At 56.9% G+C, this 16,970-nt stretch carries 16 protein-coding genes and 1 tRNA gene; 8 read left to right on the forward strand and 9 right to left on the reverse strand.

Features of this window, described 5'->3' with window-relative positions:
- Positions 1-63: 63 nt before the first annotated feature.
- On the reverse strand, positions 64-345 hold the full coding sequence (locus tag M8Q45_RS08290; RefSeq protein ID WP_181286215.1) for a peptidylprolyl isomerase: 282 nt from the start codon (positions 343-345) through the stop codon (positions 64-66).
- 74 nt (positions 346-419) lie between these two features.
- Positions 420-1,292 carry an esterase/lipase family protein gene (locus M8Q45_RS08295; protein WP_249874271.1) on the reverse strand — a complete coding sequence of 291 codons (873 nt, stop codon included), beginning with the start codon at positions 1,290-1,292 and terminating at the stop codon, positions 420-422.
- Between the two features lie 324 nt (positions 1,293-1,616).
- Here M8Q45_RS08295 and M8Q45_RS08300 point away from each other — a divergent pair, with 324 nt between their 5' ends.
- Positions 1,617-2,696 (forward strand): hypothetical protein, encoded by a 1,080-nt coding sequence (locus M8Q45_RS08300; protein ID WP_249874272.1) that lies wholly within the window; start codon positions 1,617-1,619, stop codon positions 2,694-2,696.
- 23 nt (positions 2,697-2,719) lie between these two features.
- Here M8Q45_RS08300 and M8Q45_RS08305 read toward each other — a convergent pair whose 3' ends face one another.
- A complete protein-coding gene (locus M8Q45_RS08305) occupies positions 2,720-3,790 on the reverse strand; it encodes a 3-deoxy-7-phosphoheptulonate synthase (protein WP_249874273.1) in 1,071 nt (356 codons plus the stop codon).
- 334 nt (positions 3,791-4,124) lie between these two features.
- Positions 4,125-4,253 (reverse strand): hypothetical protein, encoded by a 129-nt coding sequence (locus M8Q45_RS28395; protein WP_283939022.1) that lies wholly within the window; start codon positions 4,251-4,253, stop codon positions 4,125-4,127.
- Between the two features lie 153 nt (positions 4,254-4,406).
- On the opposite strand from M8Q45_RS28395, the gene M8Q45_RS08310 reads away from it, so the two are divergent.
- From M8Q45_RS08310 to M8Q45_RS08335, 6 genes are all read left to right on the forward strand, one after another.
- Complete coding sequence (locus M8Q45_RS08310; RefSeq protein WP_249874274.1) at positions 4,407-5,156, forward strand: carbon-nitrogen hydrolase family protein; 750 nt, start codon at positions 4,407-4,409, stop codon at positions 5,154-5,156.
- A 10-nt stretch (positions 5,157-5,166) separates the two neighbouring features.
- The gene (locus M8Q45_RS08315) at positions 5,167-5,601 is read left to right on the forward strand and encodes a GNAT family N-acetyltransferase (protein ID WP_249874275.1); all 435 of its coding nucleotides are present in this window, start codon (positions 5,167-5,169) and stop codon (positions 5,599-5,601) included.
- Between the two features lie 127 nt (positions 5,602-5,728).
- Complete coding sequence (gene gacA, locus M8Q45_RS08320) at positions 5,729-6,370, forward strand: response regulator transcription factor GacA (protein WP_003200277.1); 642 nt, start codon at positions 5,729-5,731, stop codon at positions 6,368-6,370.
- A 2-nt stretch (positions 6,371-6,372) separates the two neighbouring features.
- The gene (gene uvrC, locus M8Q45_RS08325) at positions 6,373-8,196 is read left to right on the forward strand and encodes an excinuclease ABC subunit UvrC (protein ID WP_249874276.1); all 1,824 of its coding nucleotides are present in this window, start codon (positions 6,373-6,375) and stop codon (positions 8,194-8,196) included.
- A gap of 32 nt (positions 8,197-8,228) precedes the next feature.
- Positions 8,229-8,789: a CDP-diacylglycerol--glycerol-3-phosphate 3-phosphatidyltransferase gene (pgsA, locus tag M8Q45_RS08330; protein WP_181286221.1), complete on the forward strand. Its 561-nt coding sequence runs from the start codon at positions 8,229-8,231 to the stop codon at positions 8,787-8,789.
- 63 nt (positions 8,790-8,852) lie between these two features.
- Positions 8,853-8,928: transfer RNA gene (locus tag M8Q45_RS08335), tRNA-Gly, on the forward strand.
- A gap of 758 nt (positions 8,929-9,686) precedes the next feature.
- Here M8Q45_RS08335 and M8Q45_RS08340 read toward each other — a convergent pair.
- From M8Q45_RS08340 to M8Q45_RS08350, 3 genes are all read right to left on the reverse strand, one after another.
- Entirely contained in the window at positions 9,687-10,028 is a 342-nt protein-coding gene (locus tag M8Q45_RS08340) for a type II toxin-antitoxin system RelE/ParE family toxin (protein WP_249877293.1), read from the reverse strand.
- A gap of 17 nt (positions 10,029-10,045) precedes the next feature.
- Complete coding sequence (locus tag M8Q45_RS08345) at positions 10,046-10,336, reverse strand: type II toxin-antitoxin system ParD family antitoxin (RefSeq protein WP_249874277.1); 291 nt, start codon at positions 10,334-10,336, stop codon at positions 10,046-10,048.
- Positions 10,337-10,742: 406 nt separating this feature from the next.
- Entirely contained in the window at positions 10,743-12,089 is a 1,347-nt protein-coding gene (locus M8Q45_RS08350) for an aspartate aminotransferase family protein (RefSeq protein ID WP_249874278.1), read from the reverse strand.
- A 729-nt stretch (positions 12,090-12,818) separates the two neighbouring features.
- On the opposite strand from M8Q45_RS08350, the gene M8Q45_RS08355 reads away from it, so the two are divergent.
- Positions 12,819-13,742 (forward strand): LysR family transcriptional regulator, encoded by a 924-nt coding sequence (locus M8Q45_RS08355; RefSeq protein WP_249874279.1) that lies wholly within the window; start codon positions 12,819-12,821, stop codon positions 13,740-13,742.
- A gap of 64 nt (positions 13,743-13,806) precedes the next feature.
- Here the strand turns inward: M8Q45_RS08355 and M8Q45_RS08360 are convergent, their stop codons facing one another.
- Together M8Q45_RS08360 and M8Q45_RS08365 are read right to left on the reverse strand one after the other, a co-directional pair.
- Positions 13,807-15,279, reverse strand: a complete 1,473-nt coding sequence (locus M8Q45_RS08360; RefSeq protein ID WP_349654619.1) for an aldehyde dehydrogenase family protein — start codon at positions 15,277-15,279, stop codon at positions 13,807-13,809.
- Between the two features lie 125 nt (positions 15,280-15,404).
- On the reverse strand, positions 15,405-16,814 hold the full coding sequence (locus tag M8Q45_RS08365) for an APC family permease (protein WP_249874281.1): 1,410 nt from the start codon (positions 16,812-16,814) through the stop codon (positions 15,405-15,407).
- Positions 16,815-16,970 lie beyond the last annotated feature (156 nt).

Genomic DNA, 16,970 nt, shown 5'->3' on the forward strand with positions numbered 1-16,970 from the left:
CCCTCGCCTGACCCAAACATGACGGCCCACCAAAAGGCGGGCCGTCATGTCGATAAACCGGGATCAGTCCTGGCGGCTGGTCACTTCGAGCAGGTGATAGCCGAACTGGGTCTTGACCGGGCCCTGGACCACATTGATGGGTGCGCTGAAGACCACGGTGTCGAATTCCTTGACCATCTGGCCTGGACCGAACGAACCCAGGTCGCCGCCCTGGCGGCTGGACGGGCAGGTTGAGTTGGCCTTGGCGATTTCAGCGAAATCGGCGCCACCTTCGATCTGAGCCTTGAGTTCGTTGCACTTGTCTTCGCTGGAAACCAGGATGTGGCGGGCAGTGGCTTTGGCCATGGGAAAAATCCTTTCAATGTCTTTAAAAGTGGTCAGCCTACCGGAATTGGTACGGGTTTGTTGTCAAAAATGCGTCAAAGCCCGACGATTCGCAGGCGCTCGGCGTGCCTCAGGTAAAGCGCCACCGGATCGGTTCCCTGGCACCGTTCGCCACCGACCGATTGGTTGATCGCGTCCAAGTGGTCCATGGGGTAATCGGAGCGAATGACCTTGCCCAGGTGCGAGCTGTAGCGGCCGACGATGCCGTCGTTCTGCCCAGCCTCGGTGATGAAATATTCGGAGAAGGCCTGGCAGAAACCGTACGCGGGATCCGCGACGTTATCAGCGGTGTCTCGCACCGTGCCGCTCCACGAGTAATAGCGCACACCGTTGACCTCTTGCGGGCCGTTGCCTCCCCAACTGCGGGGCAGGCCTTGAGGGTATTTGTCGTTGAACGCGCCCACGCCTTCAGTGGTCAGCGCTGCCAGCGCCGCGATGGCATGTTGCGGGAGCTGTGCCTGGCCGCTGAGCGATGAAATGAAGTCGGCAAAAAGCGTCGCGACCCGACTCGCGACATGTTCCGGCAGACGGCCTGGGGTCAACGCCTTGCGCAGGAAATCCGCCAGTTCCGAACCCTGATTGGGCCCGCTGACCGAAGTGACCGAGGCGACAATGTCCGGTGCCATCGCCGCAGCATAGCGGGCGGCCAGCGCACCTTGGCCGTGACCGATCAGGTTGACCCTGGGGACACCGGTCCCTTCAAGGACCCGCTCAATCTGCGCCAGTAGCTGCTCGCCACGGGCCTCATTGCAATGCGTGACTGATACGTACGGGATGAACACTCGGGCACCGGCCGTACGTAGGGCTTCTTTGATGTCCTGGAAAATGTCCGATTGCCCAACCCTTTCGAACCCGAACAAACCATGGACCAATAGGATGGGAAAACGCGTAGTTGCATTCCGTTGCATGTTCATACCTTTTTCGAAGAGGTTCATGTTGTGTTGCCAGCGCCACTCTAATCGAGGCGGTGAGCGGGCGGTGTAGGACAAGACCGCTGCGAGCTGCGGAAACCGGAATAAAGAACGCGAGAAGTTTCTTGCGAGGCGGGATGATGCCTAGGACCAAGGGAAGCGTCTGATAGCGAGCGCGCTTCGAAGCTACAACCTCAGTTGCTGGAGACGACTCTCCGCGTCGTGTTGTCTGATTGCCGGTCTGGGCATAAGCCATTTCAATGGCTTCATCCGGCACCGCCACATCAGGCGGTGCCTTTGTCCAAGGATTGGAGCCAGGAAATGACCGTTGAATCATCTGTTTCTAAAACAAGGCGTTCGCCGCACAAACTGCCGGCGCCTGTACTGGCAAAGGCCCAGGGAGGCGTGATCAATCCCGCCTGGAGCAAGGTTGTCGTCACGGTCGTGCCATACCCGATGATGGCCTGTGGCGATGAAGTGCTGTTGCGTTGGCATGGCCTCAATAACGATGGCGAGCCATACCGCCATGAAGTCCGCCGGTTTGTCACGGGACGACAGGTGGGGCGCGACGTCGTTTTTGTCGTGCGCGAACCTCACCTTGCCGAGTTGGAGGGTGGCTCGTTGGAACTTTCGTATCGGGTAACCGGCAAGCAACTGACCGCCGGGCTGGTTTCGGACCCCTTGCAGTTGGTGATCGGAGATGTACCGACGCATTTGTTGCCGCCCATCGCCAACGATGCGGTCGGTGGAAGTCTCGATCCAAAGCGAGTACCTGAGGGCACGCTGGTCACTGTGCGGCCATATTCAAGAATGGCGGCAGGCGATCGAATCATCCTCATTGCCAGCCGTGATTCGAAGCCGTTATGGCGCGATGAACTCGATATCGAAGCCCACGCGGTGGGCCGTGACGTTTCGTTCTGGATTGAACACGCCAATATCGTTCCCCATTTGGGGCATTCGCTGAGCTTGACCTATGTCGTCAGGCGAGGGCATCTGGTGCGCCGGGCCGAATCGTTGTCGATCCACATTGGTCCGCTGGTACGCCCCGCGCTGAAGGCACCGGTCATCCTGGAGGCGCATGATGGTTGGCTTGATGTCGACGCGCTTGATGACGCGGCGACAGTGGTCATCGACGGGGTTGGGCTGGAGGCGGGGGAACTGGTCTGGTTTCGGTGCCATGGCACGTATTCCATCATCCGCGACTGTTCGATTACCGAGGAGACGGCAGGCCAGCCGGTGGTCTTCAAGGTGCCCGCCGCTTATTGGCGGGATCAACTCGACCGTCCGGTCTACCTTTCTTATCAGGTCGAGCGCCTGGATGATGTCAGCCAGCGGTCTGCGACCGAGACCTTTCAGGTTCGTTCCGGGCTTCCTGGCGGCGGCAAGCCCCGTGCCGAATGAGGGCTTGCCGATTGTTCAGGCGTTTACGCCAGCGATTGCAACCTGCCGTGAGCCTGGCGTAACAGTTGCTCGGTGGATTCCCAGCCGAGACACCCATCGGTGACTGACACCCCGTAGCGCATCGCCGGGCCCAATGGCTGGCAACCCTCGAACAGATGGCTTTCGAGCATCATGCCGATGAGGGCGTGATTGCCCTGCAGCCGTTGTTCCAAAACGTCATTGAACACCTGGGGTTGGCGCAGTGGGTCCTTGCCGCTGTTGGCGTGGCTGCAATCGACCATGATGCGAGCCGGGATCTTGAGGCGAGCCAGGTCGTCGTGTATCTGGGCCACGCTCTGGCGATCGTAGTTCGGACCGCGATGGCCGCCGCGCAGCACCAGGTGCGTGTCGGGGTTGCCCGGGGTCTGGATGATCGCCGGATGTCCCTGGCTGTCGACGCCGAAATGCCGATGAGGGTGGGCGGCGGAGCGCATGGCGTCACAGGCGATACCGACGCCGCCGTCCGTGCCGTTCTTGAACCCCACCGGCATGCCCAGGCCGCTGGCCATCTCCCGGTGAATCTGCGATTCGGTGGTGCGGGCGCCGATGGCTACCCAGCTGAGAAGGTCATCGAAGTAACCGGCAGCCATGGGCTGCAACAACTCCGTGGCGACGGGCAGCCCGAGTCGCAGCATTTCACGCATCAACTCCCGGGACAGGCCGAGGCCGGCGGCCATGTCGTCACTGCCGTCGAGGTGAGGGTCGTAGGCCAGGCCTTTCCAGCCGACGGTGGTGCGCGGCTTCTCGACGTAGGCACGCATCACCAGCAGCATGCTGTCGCTCACGTCATGGGCAAGACGGGCCAGGTTGGCGGCGTATTCGAGGGCGGATTTCGGGTCGTGGATGGAGCAAGGGCCGACGATGACCAATAGGCGGGAATCCTCGCCATTGAGGATTGCGCGGATCGCGTGGCGATGGACGCCGACTTGGTGACTCAGCGCTGTATCAAGTGGCAATTGTTGCTTGAGCTGCAACGCGCTGGGCAAGCGCAGGGTCAGGGCTTCATTGGCAGGGTTGAGCGTGGACAGCGGCAAGGCGGAGACGGACGAATTCATGATCTGGCTTCCTGGGCGGGCAGCGGGTTCAGTCCCCGCGCGCCGGCCCTATTGGGGTGTTCGACAATTGGCCGTAATGGCCCGCAACGTAGGCATGCCACCGGTAGGTGACCGATCGGAGGCGGCAGGCTGTCCCGAGCGGTGGCTGGTAAATCGCCAGGCGGAAAAACTGTCGTAACGGTAATAAGTGGCGTAGTTCATGGCTCAATCCTCAAGTGGTCGGGTGCTGCAAATGTCTGGGGCCTGAAAAAGCAAAACCCCCGGTCGGGAGGCCGACCGGGGGTTTGGAAAACTCTGGAAGGCGACCCGTTTGTAAATGGGCGCCGGTTGGGTATCAGGCGCGCCAGTGGCTAAACCAATACCCAAAATAAAAGCTGACCGGAGTCTGCACCTTGTTCGCCCAGGCAGCCGCAACCGAGCGCAGGGCGCTGGCAGGTTGAAGCGGTGAGAGGGCGTTGAACATGGTCTGTCTCCGATGAATGGTCCCGAGCTTACTAGAGCGCGACGCAGCCGTTCAATAAGAAAATTCTATCAGGCGTTTAAAAACATTCGCCTCGCTTGAGTCCGGCCGGGTTTATGACAAACTCCAGCCTTGTTCTGACCCTTCGGACGAACCATGAACGCTTCAGTCTTTGCTGTCGCACAGGCCATATCCATTGCCGGGGACGTCAGCGCCAACCTACTGCGCCACCAGTCGTTCATGCAGGCCGCCGCCGAGCTGAACGTGCAAATGCTGGTATTTCCCGAGTTGTCACTCACCGGTTATGAGCGGGATCTGGCCGCGGAGTTGGCGATACTGCCTGACGACGCCATCTTGCAGCCGCTGCGCGACCTGGCGCAGGAGTTGCGCTTGACCGCGGTGGTTGGCATGCCGATCCGCCTGTCGACAGGCGCACCCGTGATGATTGGTGCATTGATCCTGGGGGCGGATGGCTCCCTTGGGGTCTACAGCAAACAGCACTTGCATCCTGGCGAAGAGATCGCCTTTGCGCCTGGCCATGGCGGTTCGTTGCTGAACATGGGGACGGATCGCGTCGCCTGGGCGGTGTGTGCCGATTTCTGCCACGCCAGCCATGCCGCCGCAGCCGCGGACCGGGGCGCCACGGTGTATGCGGCGGGTGTGTTGATCACCGAAGGCGGCTACGTGCCAGACACGACGCTGCTGCAAGGTTACGCCCGGCACCACGCCATGACGGTCCTGATGGCCAATCATGGTGGCGCCACGGGGGGCTGGGAGTCAGCCGGTCGCAGCGCGATCTGGGCCCCCGGCGGCTCGCTGGTCGCGGCGGCACCCGGTGTTGGCGAGTCGTTGGTTATCGCCCGTCGCAGTGGCGATGGCTGGGCCGGGCAGGTCGTGCCGCTTTGACGAGGTTTCCATGAGTTTCCAATGGCGTGCGGCTGAGGTCGGCGACATCGATTTCGTCCGTCAACTGACTTGCCGCAACATGCTTCCCTATTATCTGCGCCATGATTTGCTGTGGCAGGACGAAGCGTTCGACCTGGCCTGGGTCATCCGCCAGAACTGGATCATCCACCGTGATGACCAGGCGCTGGGTTTTGTCAGCCTCAGCCGTGACGCTCGCGCCTTGTATATCCGCGAGCTGCAGATAGACCCGGCGTTTCGTCGGCAGGGTGCCGGAACCTGGGCGATCGGACAGGTTTGGGGGATGGTGGCACTTGAGCATCGGCCAGCATTGCGCCTGACGGTCTTCAAGGATAATCCGGCCAGGGCCCTTTATGAGCGCATGGGGTTGCAGGTGGTCGGCGAAGACGAGTGTTTCCTGCGGATGCAGCGAGACGTAGGTGCTTGAGGCTTCGAGCGTCGGGTCGAGAAGATGTGTTGTAACTTTTATCTAGCCGTTTGCGCTAGGTCTGCCGAGTGCTTTTTTGCTAAGGTGTGGGGCAACCCATACAAGACCAAAATCGTGAGGTGTCTGCTTGATTAGGGTGTTAGTGGTCGATGACCATGATCTCGTCCGTACGGGCATTACACGGATGCTGGCTGACATCGATGGCCTGCAGGTAGTTGGCCAGGCCGAGTCCGGGGAGGAATCCCTGATCAAGGCGCGTGAATTGAAACCCGACGTGGTTCTGATGGACGTCAAGATGCCGGGCATCGGCGGCCTCGAAGCCACGCGTAAACTGCTGCGCAGCCATCCTGACATCAAGGTCGTTGCGGTGACGGTGTGTGAAGAAGATCCGTTCCCGACCCGGTTATTGCAGGCAGGCGCGGCGGGCTACCTCACCAAGGGCGCTGGCCTCAACGAAATGGTCCAGGCGATTCGCCTGGTGTTTGCGGGGCAGCGTTACATCAGCCCGCAGATTGCCCAGCAACTGGCGATCAAGTCGTTCCAGCCGACCAACGATTCGCCTTTCGATGCGCTCTCCGAGCGGGAAATCCAGATTGCCTTGATGATTGTCGGCTGCCAGAAAGTCCAGATCATCTCCGACAAACTCTGCCTGTCGCCCAAGACCGTCAATACCTACCGTTACCGTATCTTCGAAAAGCTTTCGATCAGCAGTGACGTCGAGTTGACGTTGCTGGCGGTGCGTCATGGCATGGTCGATGCCAGCGCCTGACAATGACTGAACAGTTTGATCCAAGTGCCTTCCTGTCGACCTGCAGCGGCCGCCCTGGCGTGTACCGCATGTTCGACAGCGATGCGCGCCTGCTTTATGTAGGCAAGGCCAAGAACCTCAAGAAGCGCCTGGCCAGTTATTTCCGCAAGACCGGCCTCGCGCCAAAGACCGCCGCCTTGGTGGGGCGTATCGCGCAAATCGAAACCACGATCACGGCCAACGAGACCGAGGCGTTGCTGCTTGAGCAGACGCTGATCAAAGAGTGGCGCCCGCCGTACAACATCCTGCTGCGCGACGACAAATCCTATCCGTATGTGTTCCTGTCCGACGGGGCGTTTCCGCGCCTGAGCATTCATCGCGGAGCCAAGAGGGCGAAGGGGCGGTACTTCGGTCCTTACCCCAGCGCCGGGGCGATTCGTGAAAGCCTGAGCCTGCTGCAGAAAACCTTCTTCGTCCGTCAATGTGAAGACAGCTATTACAAGAACCGTACCCGACCGTGCCTGCAATACCAGATCAAGCGCTGCAAGGCGCCGTGTGTCGGGCTGGTCGAGCCCGAGGTCTATGCCGAGGACGTGCGTCACTCCGTGATGTTCCTGGAAGGGCGCAGCAATGCGTTGACCGATGAGCTGTCGGCCGCCATGGAAGAGGCTTCGATCAACCTCGAATTCGAACGCGCCGCGGAGCTTCGCGACCAGATCGGGCTGCTGCGCCGGGTCCAGGATCAGCAAAGCATGGAAGGCGGCAGCGGCGACGTCGATATCGTGGCAGCGTTCATCAACCCGGGCGGCGCCTGTGTGCATTTGATTAACGTGCGGGGCGGTCGCGTCCTGGGCAGCAAGAATTTCTTCCCCCAGGTAGGAATCGAGGAAGACGTGTCCGAAGTCATGGCCGCTTTCCTGGGCCAGTACTACATCAGCAGCCCGGAACGCGACTTGCCCAGCGAATTGATCGTCAACGTGGTCCATGAAGACTTCCCGGCACTGATCGAGGCCATCGACAAGCTCCGTGGTCGCGAATTGACCATCAGCCATCGTGTGCGCGGAACTCGCGCGCGCTGGCAACAACTGGCCGTGACCAACGCGGAGCAGGCCCTCGGCGCGCGCTTGGCCAACCGCCAGCACGTTGCGGCACGCTTCGATGCCCTCGCTGACGTCCTGGATCTGGACGAGCCGCCGCAGCGGCTCGAGTGCTACGACATCAGCCACTCAAGCGGCGAGGCAACCGTTGCCTCCTGCGTGGTGTTCGGCCCGGAAGGTCCGATCAAGTCCGATTACCGGCGTTACAACATCGAGGGCGTGACGCCCGGCGATGACTATGCGGCGATGCACCAGGCGCTGATGCGGCGCTTTGGCAAGATCAAGGACGGGGAGGGCAAGCTGCCGGACATCCTGCTGGTGGACGGCGGCAAAGGCCAACTGTCCATGGCCCGCGACGTGCTCAACGAATTGGCGGTCCCGGACCTGATCCTGCTCGGCGTGGCCAAGGGCGCGACGCGCAAGGCCGGTTTCGAGACCCTGTACCTGAACGACGCGGCCCATGAGTTCACCCTGAAAGGGGATTCACCGGCCTTGCACTTGATCCAGCAGATCCGCGACGAAGCCCACCGTTTCGCGATCACCGGCCACCGTGCCCGCCGCGGCAAGACCCGCCGCACTTCCACGCTGGAAGGCGTGGCAGGGGTCGGGCCGACGCGCCGGCGCGATCTGTTGAAACATTTTGGTGGCTTGCAGGAGCTGTCTCGTGCCAGCATCGAGGAGATAGCCAAAGCACCCGGTATCAGTAAAAAGCTTGCAGAGTCGATTTATGCAAACCTGCATAGCGAGTAGAATGCCCGTCAACCTCGTAGCCAGTTGTGCCGATGAATATCCCAAACCTGATTACCGTTCTACGCGTCCTGCTCATCCCGATCTTCATTTTGCTGTTCTATTTGCCGTACCACTGGAGCTACCTGGCCTCCGCCTCGGTCTTCGCCTTCGCTGCCGCGACGGACTGGCTCGACGGCTACCTGGCGCGCCGCCTGGAACAAAGCACGCCGTTCGGCGCGTTCCTTGATCCGGTGGCCGACAAACTGATGGTCGCGGTGGCCCTGGTGCTGCTGGTGCAAGAACACGGCAACCTCTGGCTGACCCTGCCAGCGGCGGTGATCATCGGACGCGAAATCGTCGTCTCGGCCCTGCGCGAATGGATGGCCGAGCTGGGCGCCCGCGCCCAGGTCGCCGTGTCGAACCTCGGCAAATGGAAAACCGCCGCACAAATGCTCGCGCTAGTGATCCTGCTGGCGAATCCCTCGGACTTCAGCTTCTGGGTCCTGTTGGGTTATGCCTTGCTACTGGTGTCCGCTGGCCTGACGCTGTGGTCGATGGTCCAATACCTGCGCGCCGCCTGGCCGCACCTGCGGACCGATGTTGATCCGAAATAAAACTTTTTTGAATCAAAGGGTTGACGGCGTGTTGAGAATCTATAGAATGCGCCACACCAAGACGCGGGAATAGCTCAGTTGGTAGAGCACGACCTTGCCAAGGTCGGGGTCGCGAGTTCGAGTCTCGTTTCCCGCTCCAGGATTCAGAAAAAAGCCACTCAGATGAGTGGCTTTTTTTTGGTGCGCCAGGCATGGCGCGTTGCGCGCAAGCGCAACCAGCTTGGCTGTGGTGGCCACGCTGGTGACTTGGAGGTGAAAGTCCTCTACACACCCGGCAAGGGGAAGTGTTAGCCAGAGGCAAGGGTGTCGCGGGTGACTGCGAATCTGAAGGAAGCCCGAGGCAAAATGCTGGCCTGACGAACAGGAAGCGGATTAGGCGGTGCAGCGGGGTAAGGTAGCCAAAATTGCCAAAGCCCAATACTTGCACGGAACGCTGTGACGTAGATCCGACAGGCATAAGCAGGAAGGTCGCGCGAATTACCCTGGGAGATCTGTCTAACCTGCCATGTGCTACCGACGTCGCGAGATGACGGGATGGGCGACAGAAGCAGCAGAGGCCGTAGTAGTTGCTCAAAACCGGAGTAATGAAGGGCTGAACCTGTCATGAGTGGATAGTCGGGTGTGATCTCTGTGGAGCGTAAAGCAGAAACTCCGCATAGCGGGGGTCGAGACCATCAGGAGGTAGGAGCCGGAAGCTCCGATGGCCGGTCTGGGCGCTTAGATACCGCAGGCGACACATCAACGGAACCAAGCTCGCTGACGTAGTTTGTCAGTAGGCAGGAACCGCCGTATACGGAACCGTACGTACGGTGGTATGAGAGGACGGCGGCTGTGAAGCCGCCTCCTACTCGATCCTGAGATTTATGTGCAGGAGGCGTCGGCCTTTAGCGTTTGTGGTCAATCGTTGGGCAGATGCAACTGCACCTCCATGGCGTCATGAAGGAGTCGGACGACCTCGATCACGTCGGCGCTTGCTACACGATAAAACACGATATGACGTGGGCTTTTGACCTCCCCATGGGGCTGTTTGGCCTGCTGGCGTGAATAGATGGGGTGATAGCTGCGAAGGCCCGGTGCCAGCTCTTCGCGTTCGTAGCTGCCAATGCGATAAGGCGTGTCGGCGATCGCTTGCAGCGCCGCGAGGATCAGCGCCTGATACCGCTGGCGGGCTTGATCGCCGAACTTCGCTTGGGAGAGCCTGAGGATGTCGACAATGTCTGTGCGCGCAGCGTTGGAAATCCGATACTACGGCATGCTCAGTGTTTATCTCTCGCGGGGAGGGTTGCCTCCCGGCTCAATCCCTCAAGGAAATGCTCCAGATCCCCTTCGTTCCACAGGGTGAAGCGCCCGTGCTCAAGGTCCATGACGCCTATCGAGGTCGCCTGACGCAGGGCCTCAATTTTGGCGATGTCTTCGGCGATGCGCTGTTCCAATAGACACAAACCTTCTCGCATCACTTCGCTGGCATTCTGATAACGGCCGGACTGCACCAAGTCATGGATAACCTGTTCCTGGTGAGGGGTGAGCACAACGTTTCGCGTCGCCATAATTAACTCCAGCTATGGGCAAGCAGGTTGTTTCGGTCATTGGCATATTATGCCATTTTGCCTGCGAACACATAGTTTGGGATATGTATCTGACGAACTGTGTCGTGCGGGCTCATCCTTTGCGCCGAACAGCGCGTGCTGAACCGGACTGCATGCGCACAGAGTCCAAAAAGGCTCCTGACCAAGTTACAAGGTTGGATTGGTACTGACCCAGAATGCGCTCGCAGCGGTAGTCGGAGACTGGAGACGCAGATTCATTAGAGGCGAATCAAATGGCATGGCTTGAAACACTTATGCTTGGCCCTTGTATGCCTCAAAGCTTCGATAAGCGAAAAAATTCCAGGCTCTCGATACGCAGCAATCGTGCCGGCGTATCGAGGACTGGCGGGCATGTGGCGATAGGATATTAATCCTTCGCGTAAATGAGACGAATAATGTCCTTAGTGGTTTCTATGAAACCCCCGATATCTTCGTCTGTCATTGGAAGTGTGAGTCCCACTTGGCCGCGATGGACAGGATAATAGCCACGTGTTGCCATTTCCAATGCATAGATACCCATGCTGTTTTCGTCAATTTTATGCCAGTAGTCGCGGTGCGTATTAATGGTCTGACCGAGCTCTTTAGTGAACGCATAAGCGAATACCGAGAAGGAGCCGAAAACGGTAAATGGATATTTGGACGCTTTGGCCCAGGTATTCAGTTCAGTTTTGATCTTCGCCGCCATTTCGTTGAGTCGCGCATAAGCTTTCTCGTCCATGGCTTTAAGGCAGGCAATGCCCGCCGCGCAGGCCAATGGGTGACCATGGTGGGTGCCCGAAATCATGACCTGGTTTTCCTCGATGACCCGGAAAACCTTTCTACTGCCGCCCACTGCGCCAATGGGTAGGCCGCCACCGATCATTTTACCGAGGACCGTCAAATCCGGCTTGATTTGATACTCGCTTTGCAGTGCTTTGAAATTTGCACGGAGTGTGATGGTCTCATCAGCGATTAAGAGGATGCCCAGCTCCTTGGTAAGCGCTCGAAGCTTTTGCACGAAATCTTTATCAAGCTCTACAATCCCACCGGCGCAAGTCTGCAATTCCATTATCAAACACGCGATTTCTTCCGCGTTGCCACGGAGGATTGTTTCGCAAGAATCAAAATCATTTTGGGTCAGCACAATGACGTTGTCGCTTTTATACGCGGGAATTCCGTCAGAATCTGGGAGCGCCTTTGGATGAGTATCCGGGCCAGGGAAATTGTTCGGGTTAGGGTGAGCGGAAATCGCGAGGTCATCGGAGAAACCGTGATATCCACCTTCAAATTTGGCAATCTTCTTACGCGCTGTATAGCCTCTTGCGATACGCACGGCACTCAAGCATGCTTCACTCGCAGAGCAAAAGAATTTAACCTGTTCAACAGAGTCAATGCGCTCGCAAATCAGTTTGGCAAGATCGAGCTCGTGATTCGTAGGATTCCCGAATGAGAACCCATAGGGTAGTGTTTCATGAATTGCCTTTAAGATCGCAGGATGATTGTGGCCCAGTACATTGGTGGCGAAATTGTTATTGAGATCGAGGAGTTTTTTACCTTCGATAGTATAAAGATATTGTGCCTCACCCTTGTCGACGAAGATCGCATGCGGGCCATAGCCAAATGTGCGCCTGCTAAAACCTCCTGGAATATATTCCTTTCCTTTCGAGGTTTGTTCCATGGAAAAATTAAAGGCTTCAGAGAAATTTTTTAGCGATTGCTGGTAATTAAGCTTCATGGCTATTTTCCAAAGTGGCTTAAAATTATGGTTGTTTCGAATGGGACCAGGCTTTTTGAAGGGTTGGCGCATGGCTATTTTTGAGTTCAATACCAGAAAAGCGGGTCGTGAATCTCTATGCTTTGCATCATTGATGCGTATTCTTCTCTGCGCACTTGACCAACCCTAAGGTCATAATATTTTCTCAATTAGTATCTGGGCAACGGTGATTTGTAGATCGCTTGATCAGGTTTCGTGATCACTGGTATTTGCAAGTAAATTTAACGGATTGAAAATTTAGTCGCTAAGGATATCCAGTCATCCTCAATGATCGGAATCAAAGGAATATGGAAGGGATTAAAAAGTCTCTTGCTTGGGCGGAAGAGCGCAGATGAGGCTGGGTTCGCCGTAGTGTTACCGTGTGAAGACGCGTTGTTACCGAGTGCTTCCTACCTGCCCACGGGGCGAAACAATGGACGCGATTTTGGGGTTCTCAAAAAATTGCGGTTTCTTTATCGGCCCTACGACAGCCGAGGATCGCCGCATAGGGTCGTCAAGCAGCATTGAGCACCCGTGAGAGGGTGTTTTTCAGTGAATTGCGCCATTGTGGAGCATTTTTAATCTCAATAAGGCTCCCCTAAACCCACAGGTCAAGTAAGACGTCGCTGTTCAACCGCTACGTCCAAAATTTGCATGAATTTTGCTGCGTATTGCTTTCCCACATGTTCCGTGAGTAGAGGGTACCCCTCAATGGACACTAGACAACTTCTTTTAGCGACCAGGCTGGCTGAGACCCTTCATTTCGGTAAGGCTGCCGAGATTGAGAATATCGCTCAATCTGGTCTGAGCGCTCAAATTGCCAAACTTGAAAGCGAGTTAGGTTTCAAATTATTTGAACGTACCAGTCACCGTGTTTCATTGACCGAGGCAGGCCAGAGGTTCATAGATCAAGCTCGAACGCTATTGGGTAGCATGAACAATACGATCTTGGAGTGCCGTGCCCTTGCCGAACACAGTCGGGGTGTTTTGAAGTTAGGTTTCTTTGGTGATGCAGCGGGCGAACTGACTCACCTTATCTTCACGCTCTTTCAGCAGAGCAATCCTGACATCCGGTTGGTGTTTACTGAGCTGTCCATGACAAATCAAGTCCAGGCTCTGATCTCGGGCAAAGTAGATGCGGCCCTCGTCAGGCTACCGATTAGCGATCCGCGTCTTGAACTCGATGTGATGTTTGACGAGCCGCGAGTGGCTGCCGTACCGGCCAGTCATGAAATGGCGCATGCCTCGATCCTTACAATCTCAGATCTGATTGAGCAACCGTTTGCAGTAGCGGGCGAGGGAGCGCCGGCCGAATGGGCCGCATACTGGAGTTTGGGCTCAGAGCGGCAGGAGGCTAGCCGGATTGGCGCGTATGTCCAATCGATTCCAGAGAGTTTGGCTGCGGTTGCCTATGGCGGCGCGTTTGATACCTTCCCACTTACCGCCACACGCTTGTTCAGTCACCCAGGCGTGCGCTATGTCCCATTGGCTGACGCGCCACGTAGCTCATTGGCTTTGGCAACACTTGCTGGCAACCGGTCGCCGGCTGTTAGATCGCTCCGACGCTGCGTGACAGAGACTCTTGAAAGTTCTCTTTCATGTATTCCTGAGGCTCGGCGCTTCGAAGTGGCTTAACCGCTCGCGAATCCCAAGAGTGGATTTTTGCCCCTCCAATCTGTTGGCCAACTGGAGGGTGTACTCAGAAGGGATAGTGGCGGGGTTGCAGCTGAACAGATACCCATTGAGTGGTGGTGAACTCATCAATCGCCCAGTCACCGTTGAATCTTCCAAGGCCTGAGTTCTTCTCCCCACCAAATGGGACGTTAGGAGCATCTGCCACCGGCATGTCGTTCACATGAGCCATGCCCGAATGGATGTGCCGTGCGAAATGAACGCCTCGTTCAATGTCACCTGAAAAGACTGCCGCGGAAAGCCCAAAACGGGTAGCGTTAGCCAGTTCCAATGCATGATCGGCATCCCTTGCACGCATTATCCCGGCGACCGGCCCAAAAATTTCTTCGTAAGCCAACTCCATATCGGATGTCACCTCGGTGAAAACGTGCGGCGCAAATACCAGTCCTGCAGATTTGCCGGCATAAGCCAACGTTGCGCCTTCTGCCTTGGCTTGTTCGACCTTGCGTATCAATCCGTCGAACTGTTTTCGGTTGATGACGGGCCCAACCGAGGTTGCCGCATTTTTGGGATCGCCGATTATCAAGTTGCTCACGCGCTGGATAAATAATGAAACGAACGAGTCGTAAATCGGCTCCTCCACAATAATTCTATTGATGGCCATGCAGATTTGGCCCTGATGTAAAAATTTGCCTACAACAGCCGCGTGAACTGCTTGCTTGAGATCCGCATCAGCGAGCACTACAAAGGGATTGTTACCGCCTAGTTCCAACGCTACATGTTTCAGGTATTCGCCGCTGCCTGCCTGGCGGGCGATGTTCTGGCCAATCGGCGTTGAGCCAGTGAAGGATACGAGGCTCGGTACTGGATGGAGCACAAAGTCATCTCCAATCTCCGAGCCAGCCCCCACCACGACACTGAGCACACCTTCTGGCAATCCGGCCTCTTCAAAGATGCGCGCAAGCAGCAAGCCTCCGGTGACTGGGGTATCGCTGGCAGGTTTCACAACTACAGCGTTACCGAGCGCCAATGCCGGGGCGAGTGATCGCTGGGTGAGATGGAATGGAAAATTCCAAGGGCTAATCACTCCAACCACGCCGAGTGGGCGTCGATATACTCGGCTTTCCTTGTTCGGCACATCGGACTCCACGATGCGACCATGAACCCGGCTTGGAAAGGAAGCAGCTTCCAAAGTGATAGCTTTCGCTGACGCCCATTCGATCTCAGCTTTTATGCGCGTACTTCCTGACTCGGAAATGATCCAATCAACCAATTCGTCATGGCGCTCATCAAAAATCCGAGCGGCTCTTAGCAGCACTTCGGCTCGCGCAGACGGCCCCGTGGCTGCCCAGCCAGGCTGTGCTGCTTGCGCTCTAGCATAAGCTTCGTTCAAGTCTTCCTTATTCGCCAACGGGATTTCGAGCAGGGACTGCTGCGTGAAAGGATCATGAACAGTCATAGACCGTCCTGTTCGACCTTCCCGCCAAACGCCTCCTATCAGTTGCAGGTTGAGGTCGTTATAAGGTGGATGGTTGTTCACGTTATTCTCCGAATTTATTGGCAAGGATGGAATTAACTCTGCGCCGCAGCCTTCGCGAGGAAGCTCCGCGATTAAAGAACCACCTGTAACGGTTCGTTCAATTTGAACAGGGGGAGGTTGTCGTTCTACGAAACGACCGGTGTGACAGGAAACTTCTCTTTAGCCCTGAGTCCGTTAATAACGCCCGCCAATGCGGCTATCACGACGAGCCAAGGCAGCAGAGTTGCGATACCTTCCTTAGCACCAGTTAGCTCGTCAAAATTCACCACGGCGAGAACAACGGCAGTCGCCAGTCCGCATCCTCCTAGTGTTGGAGCGACTACCCCTTGCCACTTGCTGCACTTTTGAGTCTTGAGAGTGAAACCGACGACAGCGGCGGCACCGAGGGTCTGTAGGGCCAGAACAGCGAGGGTGCCGAGCCCAACCATCCACAGATAGAGATGCTGGATCGGGTCGGCATTGGTGACGATGAATAATCCCACGGCTACAACGGTCGTGATTGAGAGCGCAACGCTAGCGACGTGTGGACTTGCGTGTTTGGGATGTACTCGGCTGAGCTGTCGAGGTACGAAGTGATTGCGAGCCAATGCGAAGAGATAGCGACTGAGAGCGTTGTGAAAGGAGAGCAGGACCGCGAACACACTCGTGACTACCAGGATTTTCATGATTTCTGTGGAAAGAGCGCCGACGTACTGCGTGTTGGCATTAAACACAAAATTGATCATGTCAGCGCTGGCAACACTTTGGACGTCGCTATTTGAATAAGCCAGGCTGAGGCACCACGTTGTAAGCGTGTAAAAGATACCGATGATGGCAATGGCTACATACGTAGCAAGGGGAACGGTGCGACTTGGGTTCTTCGCTTCTTCCCCGTAAAGGGTTGTGGACTCGAACCCTACAAAGCAACAAAACGCGAACATCAATGCCACCCCGAGACCAGGGGTAAATATCTGAGAAGGCATGAAGCCGTTCCAGGAGAAACTCTTGGCTTCCGTTTGGGCGATGACTGCGATGTCAAAGACAAGCAGGATCAGGATCTCGAAAATCATCAGCACGCCTAACACCTTGGCTGACACCTTAACGTCCATGTAACCGAAGATTCCTACCAGTCCGATGATGAGGAGAGCTATCACGCGCCAGTCCACCTGTAATCCCGCAATCGACATAGCAAGGTCTGCCCCGAAGGCAGCAAATTGACCGTAGATGCCAGTCAACATAGCGATATAGGCAAGCAGTGCAATTCCGCCAGCTGCGTTGCCGGCTGCTCGCCCCAATCCGTGAGTAACCAGCTCGGCGAAGCCACCCGCACTGATCACGTGGCGGCTCATGGCTGCAAATCCAATTGCGAACAGCAGCAATACCAGCGACGCGATCAAATAGATACCGGGAGCGCCCGCACCTCCCATGGCAAAAACCACAGGACCAGCACCAAGCGTGGCGCCGAGCGGCGCTGCAGCTGCAATTACAAAAAAGACGATGTCAGAGACACCTAGGGATTTGGGCTTAAGCCCAGGTTGTGTCGGCTCAATTTGCATACAGGCCTCCCCTTACAGCAAGACGGGATTTGAATTGTTATTGGTAGCCTGATTTTTCTCCCAGCGGTTCACACTGGCAATCCTCAAACGCTGATCGTTCGATCACAGTCGGTGATTGAACTGGCGCTTTTCTTGTGTGCGCATAAAACTATTGAC

The sequence above is a fragment of the Pseudomonas sp. T1.Ur genome (assembly GCF_023516725.1).
Classification (GTDB): domain Bacteria; phylum Pseudomonadota; class Gammaproteobacteria; order Pseudomonadales; family Pseudomonadaceae; genus Aquipseudomonas; species Aquipseudomonas alvandae.